Raw genomic sequence first — 14,426 nt, 5'->3', positions numbered from 1 at the left:
ATGGATCGTCGTACATTTCTTGGAAACATCGCCGCCGGCGGCCTGGGGCTTCTGACCGTCCCCGGTCTGCTGCGGGCCGATGACGACAACGCGTTCGGCGAAGGCTCCCGGTTGTTCCCCGTGCCGACCAACACTGGCATCCGCGGCCAGGTGCTGATCGTCGGCGGCGGCATGGCCGGCGCAACACTGGCCAAGTACCTGCGCCTCTGGGGTGGCACCGGGGTCAATGTCACGCTGATCGAAAAAGCCAGCCGCTATACCTCGAACATCATGAGCAACAAGGTGCTGACCGGGCAGCTCCCCATGAGCCAGCTCAGCTATGCCTACAGCACACTGGTGAATCATTATGGTGTCTCGCTGATCCAGGATACGGTGATTGCCATCGATACCGCCGGCAAGCAGGTCAGCCGCCAGAACGGGGGCGATATTTCCTATGACCGGCTGGTGCTGGCGCCGGGACTGGAGTTTGACGTGATGCCGGGCATGAGCGATCAGGACGAGTACAACACGCTGGTGCCGCATGCCTGGCAAGCCGGTCCGCAAACCGAGCTGCTGCGTAACCAGTTGCTGGAGCTCAAGGCCGGAGCCCGCGTGGGCGATGTCGTCATCACCATCCCCAAGGCGCCTTTCCGCTGCCCACCCGGGCCCTATGAACGGGCCTGTGTCATCGCCGACTGGCTCCGCACCAATCATGTCAGCAGCAAGGTCGTGGTGCTCGATGCCAACCCCGACCTACTGGTCGAGAAGAACAACTTCCTGGCGGCCTTCGGTGGTGCCTATGGGTACGTCGTCGATTACCGGTCAAACTGCGAGATCACCGGCATCGACAGCTATTCCCGCAAGGTAGACTTCAGACAGGGCGGAATCGCGCAGGCCGCTATCATGGCCGGCGTGCTCAACCCCATTCCGCCGCAACGCGCTCCCGCCATGCTGGAAACGGCGGGCTTGTACGATTCCACACCTCCCAGCAATGAACGCACCGTTCCGGTCAACATGCTCAGCTACGAGGCAACCCGGAAACCCGGCGCGGGCATTCATGTCATTGGCGACGCCAGTTCAACCACCCAGCCCAAGGCCGGACACATCGGCAACCAGCAGGGCAAGACCTGCGCCGATGCGATCTTGCGTATCCTGCAGAACAAACCGCTGAATCCGTCACCGGTCACCAACTCGGCCTGCTATACGCCGATTACGGCCGACCGGGCCACTTGGCTGTCGGCCGTCTACCAGTATGAGCCCAAGAGCGGAACGATGGTCGTCCCGGCTTTCCACAACAATGGCACGCCGATCGCCGCGACCTCGGCCACCACAGGGAGCTACAAGGACATGCAGGTCTGGTTCAACACACTCATGGCGGATACGTTTGCCTAGAATACAAGCTGTTTCCGGGGGCTCCCTGTGTCAAGGCGATTAGGCCGGCAGGAAGAGACCGGACCGTTCAGGATGTTCCCAAGGTTCCCCCCACCTCGAGATGGCCACTATCGTATTGCTGGAAGACGAGGTCGATTACCGTCAGGAGCTCTCGGATTTCCTCCGCGGTCGCTCGCATGCGGTAGCCGAAGCGGGCAGCCTGAGGGAGTTCTGGCCGGTTGTCGGCTGGGCCGATGTCGCCATCATCGACGTCAACCTTCCGGATGGCGAGGGATTCCTGGCGGTCTCGCGGCTCAGGGCATCCGATCCGGCCACCGGCATTGTCCTTCTAACGGCGAGGGGTACCTTGCAGGACAAGCTGACCGGTCTTGGCGGCGGCGCCGATCACTACCTTGTCAAACCCTTCAGGCTGCTGGAACTGGAAGCCATCATTCTGGCATTGCTGCGTCGTGTCAGGGTCGGTTGGCAGATCAACCCCAAAACGCATGTGCTAAGCGATCCGGGGGCTCATAGCTTGCTGCTGAATCCGTTCGAAACCAGTTCTGTTCCGCTTGCTCGCCGCGAGTTCGGCCCAGTAGGTAAACAAGCATGAATTGATCGAAGCCTGGGGTTATGACTGGCTGGATTTCGGCCTGCGCCGGCTGGATCTCGCTATCAGCCGTCTGCGGCAGCGCTGGCGGAAAGCATGCGGCACCGATCTGCCCTTGAAGACCCAGCATCGGCGCGGCTACAGCTTCAGCGAGCCACTGCGGCTGACCTAGGTCGGTCTGATGCTCTGACGGACCGCATCGGCAACCATAAGCGGAACACGCAGCCATGATCGGGGCGGGCATTCCCGGTCAGCGTGCCGCCCTGCAGTTCGGTGATGCGCCGGGCAAGCGACAGTCCCAGCCCCGTGCCGGCTTGCCCTCGGGCCACGAAAATGGGGTTCGAAAAATCGTTCCTCCTCACCTGGCACCAAGCCCCTGCCGTGGTCCGCGACTTCCAGCCAAACTCCCCGCGCGTCACTGCCCCCGCATAACTGCACGCGGGTTCCGGGTTCGGTGGATTTGAGGGCGTTGTCCACCAAAACTCGCAAGGTCAGGCGTACCAGGTCGGGATCGCAGGTGAAATGCCTTGGCAGGTTTTCGTGACTGACCGTGATCGTATGCCCCCGGGCCAGAATCTGTCCCGCCCGGGCAGCGTCTTCCAGCAACTCACCGGGATAGCAGCGTCGATAGCGTGTGTGGTCCTTCGTGCAGCAGACTGAAACGATCCTCATCCAGGTAGGTATCCAAAAGACTGGTCAAGCGGTCGCTGGCCCTTTGCAATTTCTCGTAGTGCTCTTGCCGCTTCCGATACGTCGTCTGCTCGCCATCCAACTGCAAATTCTGGGCAATCACATCAATGGCGTTAGATGTGACCCTGCAGGCCGATGGCAAGATCATCGTGATCGGCGACCACACGGTTGGCAACACCTATGATGTTACCGCCCTCTGTCTGAACAGCGACGGTAGCCTGGACCCAAGCTTCGGCGCCGGCAATGACGACGGTACCCCCCATGGCATCGTCAGCATTTCGCTGGGCGAGGGCAAGGACTTTGGCAATGCCGTGGCCATCCAGGGGGACGGCAAGATCGTCATCGGCGGTGATCACACCGTCAAGAAAACCCGCGACCTGACCGTGCTGGCCTCAATGCCCAGCAGAAGCGTAGGAACTCGCATCGGATAGAGGCCTTATAATCGGGTACTACCCGAACACGGTGGACACAAAAAACCCGCGAAGCCTCGCAACTCGCGGGTTTCATGGATTGCCCAGGATGCCCTAGGACTTTCGATTGGTGCCCGAGGCCGGAATCGAACCGGCACGCCTTTCGGCGAGGGATTTTCTTACCACTTCGGCTTTCGCCGCCAGCGCGTGCGCTGTTCGTGGTCTGGAGCACGCCTTCACCATAGCCTTGCGGCCGTAGGTGCCCGCCGTCTGCTCTCTACACCTTCCCAGCTGGACGGCTTGGGCTTGGCTCGGCGTTGGCTCGGATGCCAAGGCATCCAGGGCGTTCGCCGACTTTGACGGGCTTCACCTCTGGGGTTTCCCCCGGAGGGCTCAAATTGTTCAAGTCCCTTGTGTCTACCGATTTCACCACTCGGGCGTAGCGCGATGCGCTGAAAACTCCTACCTCTCTCGACTGACTCCCAAGTTGGCCCCTGACCACCAGGCGGTGCTCGCAAGCCGTTGTCACTATTGGCCTTCCAGGGCAGTGGTGCAAGCAGAAAAGACTTGACAAGACGGATTTTTTAAGTCCCTTGCGTCTACCGGTTTCGCCATCGGGGCTGGACAGGCTCGGCCTGCTGGCGGGCACAGGGGAGGGCGGCGTCGGGTGGCGGGATTGGTCATCGCTCCGGATCTGTTCCCCCCGCATTCGGTCAGGCGGGCATGGCAAGAATCCTGAGCGCTGATGAAGGTATGCCGGGCGCCCGATCATGCCTTCCGACCTGCCAATGAAAGACATAAAACGCTGAATGGTAACACAGGCCGGGAAAGTCCGGCACCCGCCTCGCCCGGGGAAGGCGAGCGCAGACGGGCATGATCGGTTCGGCCCACAGCACCGAAATCGCATGCCCGTCGTCGTGGAGTTCGGGAATATATGCCCGCCCGCAGGATGTTATGTCAGCCCGGCCAGCGCCAACCGGCCGCTTCCGGCAGGTCGATGCCGTGCTCGTGGGCATGGTGACGGCAGGCCAGCTGCTGGTTGCGGAACTTCTCCTTGGCATGCGCCCCGGCCACGCGGATTTTCTCCACCCGGTCGATCACGTCGATGGCCAGGCTGAAGCGATCGATCTGGTTGTTGATGGCCAGTTCCAGCGGCGTATTGATGTTGCCTTTTTCCTTGTAGCCGCGCACGTGCAGGTTGCGATGGTTGGTGCGCCGGTAGGCAAGGCGGTGGATCAGCCAAGGATAGCCGTGGAAATTGAAGATGATGGGCTTATCCACGGTGAACAGGCTGTCGAAATCGCGGTCGCTGAGGCCGTGCGGATGCTCCGAGGCCGGTTGCAGCTTGAACAGGTTGACCACGTTGACAAAGCGGATGCGCAGCTCGGGGAACGCCTCGCGCAGCATTGCGGTGGCTGCCAGCGCCTCCTTGGTGGGGATATCGCCGGCCGAGGCCATGACCACGTCGGGTTCCACGCCGGCATCGTTGCTGGCCCAGTCCCAGATGCCGATGCCCTTGGTACAGTGGATGATGGCGTCTTCCACGCTCAGGTATTGCAGGTGGTTCTGCTTGTCCGAGACGATGACGTTGACGTAGTTCTCGCTGCGCAGGCAATGGTCGGCCACCGACAGCAGGCAGTTCACATCCGGCGGCAGGTAGATGCGGGTGACCTCGGCGCTCTTGTTGACCACCAGATCGAGGAATCCCGGGTCCTGATGGGTGAAGCCATTGTGATCCTGGCGCCACACCGTGGAGGTGATCAGCAGGTTGAGCGAGGCGATCTCCTCGCGCCAGGACAGCTGGTTGCAGATCGACAGCCACTTGGCGTGCTGGTTGAACATCGAATCGATGACATGCACGAAGGCTTCGTAGGTGGAGAAGAAGCCATGCCGCCCCGTCAGCAGGTAGCCTTCCAGCATGCCCTCCAGGGTATGCTCGCTGAGCATCTCGATCACCCGGCCATTGCGGGCCAGCTCGCCGCCATCCGCGTCCTCGGGCAGCGACGCTTCGATCCAGAATTTCTTCGAGACCTCGTAGATGGCGTTCAGCTTGTTCGAGGTGTTCTCGTCGGGGCCGAACACGCGGAAATTGTGCCCGTTCGCCTTCATGACATCGCGCAGGAACACGCCCAGCGGCCGGGTGTTCTCCGCCTCGATCCGGCCTGGCTCGGGCACCTCGATGCCGTAATCGCGGAAATCGGGCAGCCGTAGCGCCTTCTTCAGATGGCCGCCGTTGGCGTGCGGGTTGGCGCCCATGCGGCGCGTGCCGCTTGGCGCATACGCGCGGATGGCGGCCACCGGTGCTCCATCGGCGTCGAACAGTTCCTCCGGCCGGTAGCTTCTCAGCCAGGCTTCCAGCAGGGCAAGGTGCTCGGAATTGCGCTTGACATCGGCCATCGGCACCTGGTGCGCGCGCCAGTAACCCTCAATCTTGTGGCCGTCGATCGTCGCCGGCGCGGTCCAGCCTTTGGGCGTGCGCAGCACGATCATCGGCCAGCGTGGACGCTGTACCGTGTCCGCGCCCCGGGCTTCCGACCGGATGGCGCGGATGCGCCCGATGGCGTGGTCCAGGGTGGCGGCCATGGCCTGGTGCAGGCTGTCCGGCTCCGAACCCTCGACGAACAGCGGCGTCCAGCCATAGCCTTCCAGCAGCCTGTTCAGTTCCTCATGGCCGATACGGGCCAGCAGGGTGGGATTGTTGATCTTGTAGCCGTTCAGATTGAGGATCGGCAGTACCGCACCGTCGCGGATGGGATTGAGGAACTTGTTGATGTGCCAGGATGTTGCCAGCGGGCCGGTCTCCGCCTCGCCATCGCCCACCACGGCCGCGACGATCAGGTCCGGATTGTCGAAGGCCGCACCGCAGGCGTGCGACAGCACATAGCCCAGCTCCCCGCCTTCGTGGATGGAGCCCGGCGTCTCCGGCGTGCAGTGGCTGCCGATGCCGCCGGGGAAGGAAAACTGCTTGAAGAAGGCGCGCAGACCCTCTTCGTCCAGGCTTTTGTCGGGGTAGATTTCCGAGTAGCTGCCCTCCAGATACACCGGCCCCAGCACGCCCGGCGCGCCATGGCCGGGACCGGCCAGGAAGATGGCGTCGAGATCGTACTGGCGGATCGCCCGGTTCAGGTGAGTCCAGGCGAAGGACAGGGCCGGGCTGGCGCCCCAGTGACCCAGCAGGCGGTTCTTGATGTGTTCCGGCTTGAGCGGCTCCCGCAGCAGCGGATTGTCCTGGAGATAGATCATGCCCAGCGCCAGGTAGTTGCAGGCGCGCCAGAAGGCATGGGTCCGGGCCAGTTCCGCGGCGCTCAGCGGAGCGCCCGTCACCGTGCTGCGAGCGGGGCCGAAACTGCTGATCTCGTCGTTGTCCTGATGGGGCAAGGCGGTTTCCGACATGATGGTTCCTCCGGGCAGTGGTCTGGATGATCGGTCGGGGGGCATTCTGGCATGGCAATGTGACAAGGGCGCCGCGTGCCGGGGTCACCCACGGGGTCCGTGTTCGGGCGGCGGTGGCGCGTCGACGTTCAGGGCGGTGGCGCCCGGTCGATCACCAGCCGGCGCAGGTCGGCAGGTGCCAGGATCGTCTCGCCATCCATCGCGCAAGGTCTTCCATCCGCCCAGGCCCTGCGGGCTCCCGGGAAACGAACCACGATCCGTTCCGGGAGCGGGCCGCCCAGCGACAGCTCGATGCAGGCCTGTGAGCGCTCGCGGGTGGCGGTGAGCGTGGCCAGCCCGAAAGACGTCGGCAGCTCGTGCAGCCGGATGCCGTCGCCGGACCACCAGGCGTCCGGCACGCTGCACAACAGCTCCAGGGTTGTACCGTTCTCGCGCAGCAGCATGCGGCGGATCGCGGTGAAGAATTCGGCGCCGATCCAGGTGTGCGGCATGTCGCCGATGTATTCCGGCGCCCGCGGGTTGCCCCAGACCACTTCCGCCCAGCCGCGCCAGCCGGGCGGTCGGCGCCAGCTCAGCGCCTGTTCCAGCAGCGCACGGGCATCCTCGTGGCGCCCCAGCGCCACGAAGGCGTTGAGGTTGCGGATCTCGTAGGGCGTGAAGCCACCGTCGAAGCCGGGTTCGGCGATGATGGCCAGATGCCTGCGGTAGTCGTCGTAGGTCGGCTGCAGGCGCTCGGCCGGCAGCACATCCGCCACCCGGCAGGGTTCGAAGGCGATGGCGGTGGCGGTGGGATCCACATCCTCGCGGTCGGCCGAGGCCGGGATGAAGTCGTTGGGCATGGCTGCGGCGGTCAGACGTATCGATCGGCCCAGCCCTGCGGCGAAGGCCTCGCCCTTGGCGGCGGCTTCGGCGGCGATCGCACTGTCGCCCATTTCCCTGGCCAGAAACGCGCAGTTTCGCCAGGCACTGAGCGCGAAGAAGTTGTCCCAGTAACTGTAGGTTGGCTTGTTGTAGCCCTCATGGCTGATGGACGGCGCCAGGAGACCGTGGAACCGGCTGGCGGGACCGTGCAGGGCGTTGGTGCGGGCGCAGAGTTCGTCGAGGAAGCGTGTCGCCCGCACCACCGGTTCGAAAATGGCGGCGAGGAAATCCCGGTCGCGGCCGATCCGGTAGGTGTCGGCGGCGATGCCGACGAATTCACCCTGGGCGTCGAATTCGATGTCGCTGCCATAGCCCCGGTTCACGCTGCCGTCCGGGTTGAGGATCGGCGGTACCAGACCGCTCGGGTAGATGCGCGCCGCATACCACAGCACATAGCGCTGGGCCTCGTCGATCAGGCCAGCCCACAGCAGCGCCAGCGCCTGCGAGGCGCCGTCGCGGATCCAGGTGCGATCGTAGTGGCGCGGGCCGGGCTTGAAGGCATGGCGGGTAGCGTTGACGAGGATCAGGGCGATCTGCGCCTCGGCCGTCTCGCTGACATCCCGGTCGCCCACCGTGATGCGGCGCGGCCCGAGTTTTGCGCGCCAGGCGCCGATGACCGCTGCCCGCCGCGCATCGAAGTCGTCGATCGGCACGGCGGCGAGCTTCTCGCCCATGGGCAGGGCGACGACGACCTCGGTGCTGGCACCCGGCGCCAGCTCGAAGGCGAACTCGAAGGCGCCACTCACCAGGCCCGAGCCGGAGATGAGCGGATTGCGGGATGGCTGGGCCGCTGTCCCGATGAGGCGGACGACATCGCCATGATCGAAGTCGGCCAGCGTCGCGGCGTCGGGAGCGCGCGAAAAGACCGCGTAGAGCTGCTCGTTGACGCGGACCGTCCGTTCCTCGTGGGCGACGGCATGGATGACGGCATGACCGCCGTGTTGCCAGTAGGGGTTGATCTGCACCGGCCGGACCGCCAGCACCAGCGCCCCCCGCCGCTGGCAGGAGCCGGTGTTGCGCAGCCGGTAGCGCACGAGGGCCGATCCGTCCTCTGCCAGGGCGCTGGCCTCGACATCGATGTCGCCGCAGGTCCAGGCGACGCTCGGGACCGGCCATGCACCCTCGGCCAGGGAATGGCGCAGGTTGCCGGCGGCGGGGGCACCATGCAGCTGTCCCTCCAGCCGCAGCAGTGGCGTCAGCTGCCCAGCCTTGAGCCGTGGTTCGAGGTTGCCATACTCGTCGAACAGGGCTTCGGCATCCGTGCCGGGCTCACCCAGCACCGTCCAGTACACCTGCCGGCCCAGCAAGGCCTGCGGATACAGCTCGCCGCGACCCGCGGCGGCGGCCCGCTCCAGCTGCCCGATCGGCATGCGGTCCTTGTCGAGCAGGCGCAGCTTGAGTTCGTCGATGATGGCGCCGGCCGGTGTGCTTGCCGCGTGGACCGTCAGCCGGAAGTAGCGGGCGACGGTCGAGCGCCAGTAGAAATTGTCGTAATCCCCGTGGCTGGTGGTGATGCGGCCGACTTCACGAAACGTCTCGCCGTCGTCGGACAGGTGCACCGAGAATACCGTCCCCCAGCTGTCGCCCCAGTCGATCAGCGCGCCCAGCGGCAGGCGCGGATAGCCGAAATCGACGGTGATGCTGTCGCCGGCCGCCAGCGTCACCGGCGCCTGCCCGAGGGCGGAGAGACAGCCCGGTTCCCGCACCGACATGGCGTCCCCGGGCGCGTAGAGGTTGATCTCGACGATTTCCAGTGCCTGCGCCGGCATCGCGCTGGCGTCCGACCAGCGCAGGTGACGGGTTTCCACCGGCGTGAAGGCGAACACGTTCTGCCCACCCTCGCCATGGGCGGTGCTGCAGAGCGGCGTCCACTCCTCACCGTCCAGGGAGGTCTCGAAGCCGTAGACATCCGCCCAGTGCCGTCCCCAGTACACCTCGATGCCGCCCAGGGTGACCGTTTCGCCCAGGTCGATGCATAGCCAGGCCGTCGTCGCGGGGTCGGAGACCCAGGCGGTCGCATAGAGATCGTCGATCGCCGGGCGGGCATCGCCGCTGCTGGCCGTGATCCGCCATCGGGTTTTTGCCGGGATGCGCATGGATTGCCTCGCCAAAGGTGAATCAGGGGAAGACGCTCGCCTCGCGCGGCCGCGGCGATTCGGCCTTGCGCCGCGCATTGACGACCCGGCCGCCGCCTGGTCCGGTAGCGCTGGATGGTGGCGACCAGGCTCTGTTCGGCCTGCTGCATGTCCGGCCGCCGGCGGAGCGATTCAAAAGTGTAGCCGATTTCCAGCCAGGTTCCGGTGATGCGGCACGCCTCGCCGAGGCTGTCGATGATGCCGCGGGTGGTCTCCAGGGTCAGCTCGACGGTGCGCCATTTATTGGCGTTGCCTAACGGCCCAATGCCGCGGCCAATTCACGCAAACCCGGGTCACCGGGCGTTCCTTTCAGTCCAGCCTGCACGACCCTGCGGGCTTCGCGGGTCTTGCCCGCCGAATGCAGGGCAACGGCGTAGACATAGCGAAAGCGCGTATCGCCGGGTGCCAGGTCGAGCGCCCTCTGGAGTGCCGGTAGCGCTTCCGAAAGTTTGTTCTGCCGCACCAGGAGCAACCCCAGGCTGTGCTGCAGGGCGGCCGACTTGGGTTGCCTGGCCAGGCCCTCTCGCAAGAGGGCTTCACCCTCGGTATCCCGATGCTCACGCCGGTAAAGATCGCCGAGATTGACATAGGCCGGCACCCAGCCGGGATCGAGCGCGAGGGCTTCGCGGTAGGCGCTTTCGGCCTCGGCGAGGTCGCCCCGCACCGTGTGGAAATTCCCCTGGTTGACCTGGGAACCGGGTTCGTCCGCATTGAACTGCTGGGCGGCGAGATATTCGCCACTGGCCTTCTGGAAAGCCGCCAGTTCTGCGGCCGGCATGGCCTCCGAGCGAACGCCGCTCAGCGTTGCCCCGGCCAGCGCCCGAACGACGCGCACAGGGTCGGTCAAGAGGCGATGCGCGGCCTGCCAGCGTTGCTGGGGCGCGATGGGGTCGAGCGCTTCCAGTGCCGCCGCGCGCACCAGTGCATGGTCATCGTAGAGCGATTGCACCAGCGGGGCCAGGGAATTGGGGCTCAAGCGTCGGCCCAGTTCGGCCGCTGCCGTGGCGCGGGCGATGGCGGGCTGGGCGTCGTCCTGTAACAACGCCGTCAAGCGGCTTTCGGCGTCCGCAGCCCCGCTCCGGGCGGCATGAAGGGTTTCCGCATAGTTCTGGAAACCCCGGGGTTCGCGGCCCAGCTTCCGGCGTAAGGCCGTCGCGGCCCAAGCGGGCGACCGGTCGGCATGGCAGCCGGTGCACGCATTCGGCGTGCCGATTTTTACCGTGAGATCGGGGCGCGGAATCCGGAAGCCATGATCCCGGCGCGGGTCGACGACCATGTAGTTCTTGGCCGGCATGTGGCACGCGACGCACTGCGCGCCCGCCGAACTGGCCGGATGGAAGTGGTGCTGTTCGTTGGCATATTGCTGCGCCCCATGGCATTGCAGGCACACGCCGTTGCCCTCGGCGCGCAGCTTCAGGCTATGCGGCTCATGGCAATCGCTGCAGGTGACCCCGGCCTGGAACATGCGGCTTTGCAGGAAGGAACCATATTCATAGACCTCCCCGTCGATCTGGCCGTCGGCATGATAGAGCCCGGCCCTCAGCAATGCCGGCAGGTGGGTGTTCATCAGCGGCTGGCCTGGTTCGTAATCCCCGAACCACTGACCGCGCCGCGCGTGGCAGCGGGCACAGGTCTCGATTTCCCGGGTCGTGGTGCGGGGGCTGCTGCGGGTGGCATTGCCCGAGGCGGCCTGAATGGGCCAGCTGACACCCCGGCGCTCGTCCAGGCGGTGGGTCAGGCCCAGCGTCTCCGGGGCGATCCGGTCATGGCCGGGCTGCTTTTCCGCGAAGACGACATGCTGGGAACCCGGGCCGTGGCAGGCTTCGCAGCTCACGTCGAGCTCGGCCCAGGTGGTCCGGTAGCCATGGCTGGCCTGATCGTAGTTCTTGCGTAAATCCGTGGAATGGCATTCCGCGCACATGAAGTTCCAGTTCTGCGACAGCTTGGTCCAGTGCAACTCGTCGCGGTGATCGATCCTTTCGTCCGGGTAGAGATGAAACCAGCGCTGACCACCTTGCGCCTGGGGCCGGCTGTCCCAGCTAATCGACAGTGCCTGCAAACGGCCACCGGGCAGGGCCACCAGATACTGCTGGAGCGGAGTCACGCCGAAGGTGTAGAGAATTTCAAAGTCGGTCATCTGGCCATCCGGCCCATCGGTATGGACCCAGTAGCGGCCCTCACGCCGGAAGAAACGGGAGACAACGCCGTCCTTGCTGAATTCGGCATGGTTGAAATCTCCCAGCACCGTTTGCGGAGTGGCCTCCTGCATGGCGAGGTCGTGATGCGAGCCCTGCCACAGGCGCTCCTGCTCGGCATGACAGCCGGCGCAGGCGGCACGACCCACAAAATGCGCCGGAGGCAGGGGGTTGTCAGCCACTTCCGCCGGCGGCGGAGCTTTCCCGCGTCCCGGCCACCCAAGCACCATGACCAGGGCGATACCCACCACCAGTGACAGCGCAATCCCGAGGACTTGCTGACGGCTAAACTTCATGCTGATGTCCTGAAAACGTGGCGATGCTTGGTGTAATCGATGCCTCGCGCTGATTGGCCAATCCTTCGACTGGCTTGGCCGCGCGGACCCCGGGCTGCTGGCATGGGCTACAAACTGTGGCCATCACGGCCCGCAGGCGGCGGCTGCGCGGTATCGTGCCGGTCGATGCTTGGCCCTCGGCGCTGCCCCGCGCCGATGCCATAACGATCACGGCGCCGGACCGCCGGTTCCGGTTGAGCGCGTGTCAGGTTGTTGATTGATGGCCTGTTCCGCGGGGTGTTGGGAAGCTTGCGCGCGACGGGGGTCGGCTCCGTCGTGACGGGGCAGGGTGGGCTGATCGCTTGTGTTCCTGGTTGCTCTGCTGCGGGTTGCCGCCGTATTGCCTTCGAGAACGATGCTTTGCGGAAAGACCCCGAGCAGCAGTTCCTCGGTGATGAGCGTGATAACGCCATCCGCGACGCGGTCTTCTGTCTGCACACGGACCTCCACCAACTGTTCCTTGGCAATCAACTCGGCCATGTCGGTTCTCCAGATGGGCAGCAGGCCGGACAGTAGGTACCAGTCCTTGTATTCCTTGTGAAAGCTGGCGGGCTCACCCGCCGCCATGATCCGCACCCCCTTGCCTTGTGGCGCTTCCAGGCGGGTGGTGAAACAGGCGGTGAGCAAAAGGGCGCTGAGACATATCAGACAGGAGCGGAGCATCTTGGCGTTTCTCCGGCGGGAAAGTCAGGCTGCCAAAATCGGTATTCAAGGTCTGGACAGGGTCCGGGGGGCAGGCGTTATGTCGCGGTTGCCTTCCACGATCAGCGTGCGTCTGGGAAACCCGAAAACGCCCGGTATGATGGAATACAGGCCGTCAGCCAGCGTATTGGTCATCCGGATGCGCGCTTCCCTGAGACCGGCGTCCTTGATGATACTGGCGGCATGCGCCTCTTCCGGATGCAGCGGCTGGCCTCCCCACCACTTGAACCAGATGTGCTTTTCGATTTTTACCGTGGCCGGGGCATCCCGGCTCAGCAGTTTGATGTCAGCGCCGGGAGGGGCATTCATGTACAGCGTGCCGCAACCGCTGATTGACAGGGCATGCAACAGGAGAGCACCGGCTAGTACAAGGTTTTTCATGCTGTTTTTCATCGTTATTCGGCTAACCAGCCTGTTCCGCGGATGGAATCCGGCCGCGTTCGGAGGCGATCGCTCGAACTGATGGGCGTTCGCTTGGCGAGCGTCAGCGCCTGTAGCCCCCATTGCCGCAGGCGGATGAAGTGGTCATTTCCTGGCGGTGGTCGACGATTGGACAGGCGCGGATGTTACTGGCGATGGCGTCAGCCAGAAGCGGCTGAGTGGCCTTTTTTCACGCTTGATGGTTTCGGCTACCGAACAGAATTCATGCTCGCGGTCCGTGCTTTCCGCGATCAGGAGGCCCACGTATACGCCGAAGTAGGTCATCAGGTTGTTTTCGAGAGTGCGCTGCTCGGCGGTCGGCCGCTTGAGATCGGTTGCAGCCAGGGCATCGAAAGTGCTGGTGAATTTGTTCTTGTCCAGATCGACGGCCGCGCAATAGTCGGAAAGAACCGCCGCGATCGCCAATTCACGCAGCGTCCTTTGCTTCTCTTCGCCGATCAGCTTGGCGACCTTCTGATCAACCCGTTGCAAGGCGGCTTGATACTTGAATTCAGGCTCGGGTAGCGTCCTGGCCTGGCTGCCATCGACGGATTTGGCCTGTGCCGGAGCCATGGCCAGGAGAAGAACCACAATAAATTTCCACATAATAATCGGCCTCTGTATGGGTTGATGCGAGTCGCCAGGGTAAGGAAAGCCAGTCAGGCCTGGCCCTTCATGATCGGGTGTCCAGATACCAGCCAACACCGGAATGGCCTGGCATGGGGCGGGTACATCGGCAGAGGGTGACCCCTGCTGGCATGCGTGCCCTTGGTGGCGCCATTTGCCCTACCTTGATCTGCGGTTGCCCCTGCCCCGATTACCGGCGCGGTTGAGGTTGCGATTGCCGCCTCTGGCAAGATTTCCCTGATGCACATGCCGGCCATGAGGCTGATTCAGATTGGCATTGTGGTTCACGCGGGTGACGCGATTATTGACGGAGCGGTTCACGTTCACGTTATTGACTCTGGTAACCCGGTTGCCGCCCCAGCCAGGCCCGCCATACACCACCCGGTCATTATTGTTGTTGCTCAAGGCGACGCCCAGCGCGGCCGTGCCCATCGCCGCTCCCGCCACTCCGGCCGTGGCGCCATAGTCAACCTGCTGCTGCCCGGTTACCGGGTTGGTGGTCGTACAAGCGCTGACTGAAAAGGCGACGGTCGCCGCGATCAGCAACGCCTTGAGTCGCTCCACCCGGTCCCACGTCATGTCCTGCATATCGCTTGCTCCGGTGTTGAAAAAAATCGGGTTCCCAATGGGGGCTGGCT

General features: G+C 64.3%; 12 protein-coding genes and 1 pseudogene. 4 read left to right on the top strand and 9 right to left on the bottom strand.

Annotated elements, in window-relative coordinates; translation table 11 throughout:
- From ACH5N8_RS08800 to ACH5N8_RS08790, 3 genes are all read left to right on the top strand, one after another.
- A complete protein-coding gene (locus ACH5N8_RS08800) occupies positions 1–1,371 on the top strand; it encodes an FAD-dependent oxidoreductase (RefSeq protein ID WP_483281041.1) in 1,371 nt (456 codons plus the stop codon).
- 100 nt (positions 1,372–1,471) lie between these two features.
- Positions 1,472–1,963 (top strand): response regulator transcription factor, encoded by a 492-nt coding sequence (locus ACH5N8_RS08795; protein ID WP_483281040.1) that lies wholly within the window; start codon positions 1,472–1,474, stop codon positions 1,961–1,963.
- 1 nt (position 1,964) lies between these two features.
- The gene (locus ACH5N8_RS08790; protein ID WP_483281039.1) at positions 1,965–2,132 is read left to right on the top strand and encodes a hypothetical protein; all 168 of its coding nucleotides are present in this window, start codon (positions 1,965–1,967) and stop codon (positions 2,130–2,132) included.
- Here the strand turns inward: ACH5N8_RS08790 and ACH5N8_RS08785 are convergent.
- Both ACH5N8_RS08785 and ACH5N8_RS08780 read right to left on the bottom strand, forming a co-directional pair.
- The gene (locus ACH5N8_RS08785) at positions 2,107–2,289 is read right to left on the bottom strand and encodes an ATP-binding protein (RefSeq protein ID WP_483281038.1); all 183 of its coding nucleotides are present in this window, start codon (positions 2,287–2,289) and stop codon (positions 2,107–2,109) included. The two genes, ACH5N8_RS08790 and ACH5N8_RS08785, sit on opposite strands and share 26 nt — an antisense overlap.
- 10 nt (positions 2,290–2,299) lie before the next feature.
- Positions 2,300–2,632: pseudogene (locus ACH5N8_RS08780) on the bottom strand (histidine kinase); the annotation flags it as partial.
- A gap of 137 nt (positions 2,633–2,769) precedes the next feature.
- Here ACH5N8_RS08780 and ACH5N8_RS08775 point away from each other — a divergent pair.
- Entirely contained in the window at positions 2,770–3,081 is a 312-nt protein-coding gene (locus tag ACH5N8_RS08775) for a delta-60 repeat domain-containing protein (RefSeq protein ID WP_483281037.1), read from the top strand.
- 936 nt (positions 3,082–4,017) lie between these two features.
- Here ACH5N8_RS08775 and ACH5N8_RS08770 read toward each other — a convergent pair.
- The 7 genes from ACH5N8_RS08770 to ACH5N8_RS08740 all read right to left on the bottom strand — a co-directional run bounded on the left by ACH5N8_RS08770 (position 4,018) and on the right by ACH5N8_RS08740 (position 14,376).
- The gene (locus ACH5N8_RS08770) at positions 4,018–6,453 is read right to left on the bottom strand and encodes a phosphoketolase family protein (protein ID WP_483281036.1); all 2,436 of its coding nucleotides are present in this window, start codon (positions 6,451–6,453) and stop codon (positions 4,018–4,020) included.
- Positions 6,454–6,581: 128 nt separating this feature from the next.
- Positions 6,582–9,470 (bottom strand): discoidin domain-containing protein, encoded by a 2,889-nt coding sequence (locus tag ACH5N8_RS08765; RefSeq protein WP_483281035.1) that lies wholly within the window; start codon positions 9,468–9,470, stop codon positions 6,582–6,584.
- A gap of 292 nt (positions 9,471–9,762) precedes the next feature.
- A complete protein-coding gene (locus tag ACH5N8_RS08760) occupies positions 9,763–12,000 on the bottom strand; it encodes a tetratricopeptide repeat protein (RefSeq protein ID WP_483281034.1) in 2,238 nt (745 codons plus the stop codon).
- A gap of 207 nt (positions 12,001–12,207) precedes the next feature.
- Positions 12,208–12,702, bottom strand: coding sequence for a hypothetical protein (locus ACH5N8_RS08755; RefSeq protein WP_483281033.1), 495 nt, complete (start codon positions 12,700–12,702; stop codon positions 12,208–12,210).
- A gap of 45 nt (positions 12,703–12,747) precedes the next feature.
- Entirely contained in the window at positions 12,748–13,134 is a 387-nt protein-coding gene (locus ACH5N8_RS08750; RefSeq protein WP_483281032.1) for a hypothetical protein, read from the bottom strand.
- 132 nt (positions 13,135–13,266) lie between these two features.
- The gene (locus ACH5N8_RS08745) at positions 13,267–13,767 is read right to left on the bottom strand and encodes a hypothetical protein (RefSeq protein WP_483281031.1); all 501 of its coding nucleotides are present in this window, start codon (positions 13,765–13,767) and stop codon (positions 13,267–13,269) included.
- 180 nt (positions 13,768–13,947) lie between these two features.
- Positions 13,948–14,376 (bottom strand): hypothetical protein, encoded by a 429-nt coding sequence (locus tag ACH5N8_RS08740; protein WP_483281030.1) that lies wholly within the window; start codon positions 14,374–14,376, stop codon positions 13,948–13,950.
- Positions 14,377–14,426 lie beyond the last annotated feature (50 nt).

The organism is Methyloparacoccus sp. NF-16 (assembly GCF_056880625.1).
The sequence above is the reverse complement of the archived record's forward strand: the minus strand, read 5'-3'. Positions and strand labels throughout refer to the sequence as shown.

Excerpts from the sequence above, each read along its gene's own strand:
- ACH5N8_RS08765 (WP_483281035.1), bottom strand. The coding sequence starts at position 9,470 with ATGCGCATCCCGGCAAAAACCCGATGGCGGATCACGGCCAGCAGCGGC.
- ACH5N8_RS08750 (WP_483281032.1), bottom strand. The coding sequence starts at position 13,134 with ATGAAAAACAGCATGAAAAACCTTGTACTAGCCGGTGCTCTCCTGTTG.
- ACH5N8_RS08745 (WP_483281031.1), bottom strand. The coding sequence starts at position 13,767 with ATGTGGAAATTTATTGTGGTTCTTCTCCTGGCCATGGCTCCGGCACAG.
- ACH5N8_RS08795 (WP_483281040.1), top strand. The coding sequence starts at position 1,472 with ATGGCCACTATCGTATTGCTGGAAGACGAGGTCGATTACCGTCAGGAG.
- ACH5N8_RS08800 (WP_483281041.1), top strand. The coding sequence starts at position 1 with ATGGATCGTCGTACATTTCTTGGAAACATCGCCGCCGGCGGCCTGGGG.
- ACH5N8_RS08740 (WP_483281030.1), bottom strand. The coding sequence starts at position 14,376 with ATGCAGGACATGACGTGGGACCGGGTGGAGCGACTCAAGGCGTTGCTG.
- ACH5N8_RS08760 (WP_483281034.1), bottom strand. The coding sequence starts at position 12,000 with ATGAAGTTTAGCCGTCAGCAAGTCCTCGGGATTGCGCTGTCACTGGTG.
- ACH5N8_RS08770 (WP_483281036.1), bottom strand. The coding sequence starts at position 6,453 with ATGTCGGAAACCGCCTTGCCCCATCAGGACAACGACGAGATCAGCAGT.
- ACH5N8_RS08755 (WP_483281033.1), bottom strand. The coding sequence starts at position 12,702 with ATGCTCCGCTCCTGTCTGATATGTCTCAGCGCCCTTTTGCTCACCGCC.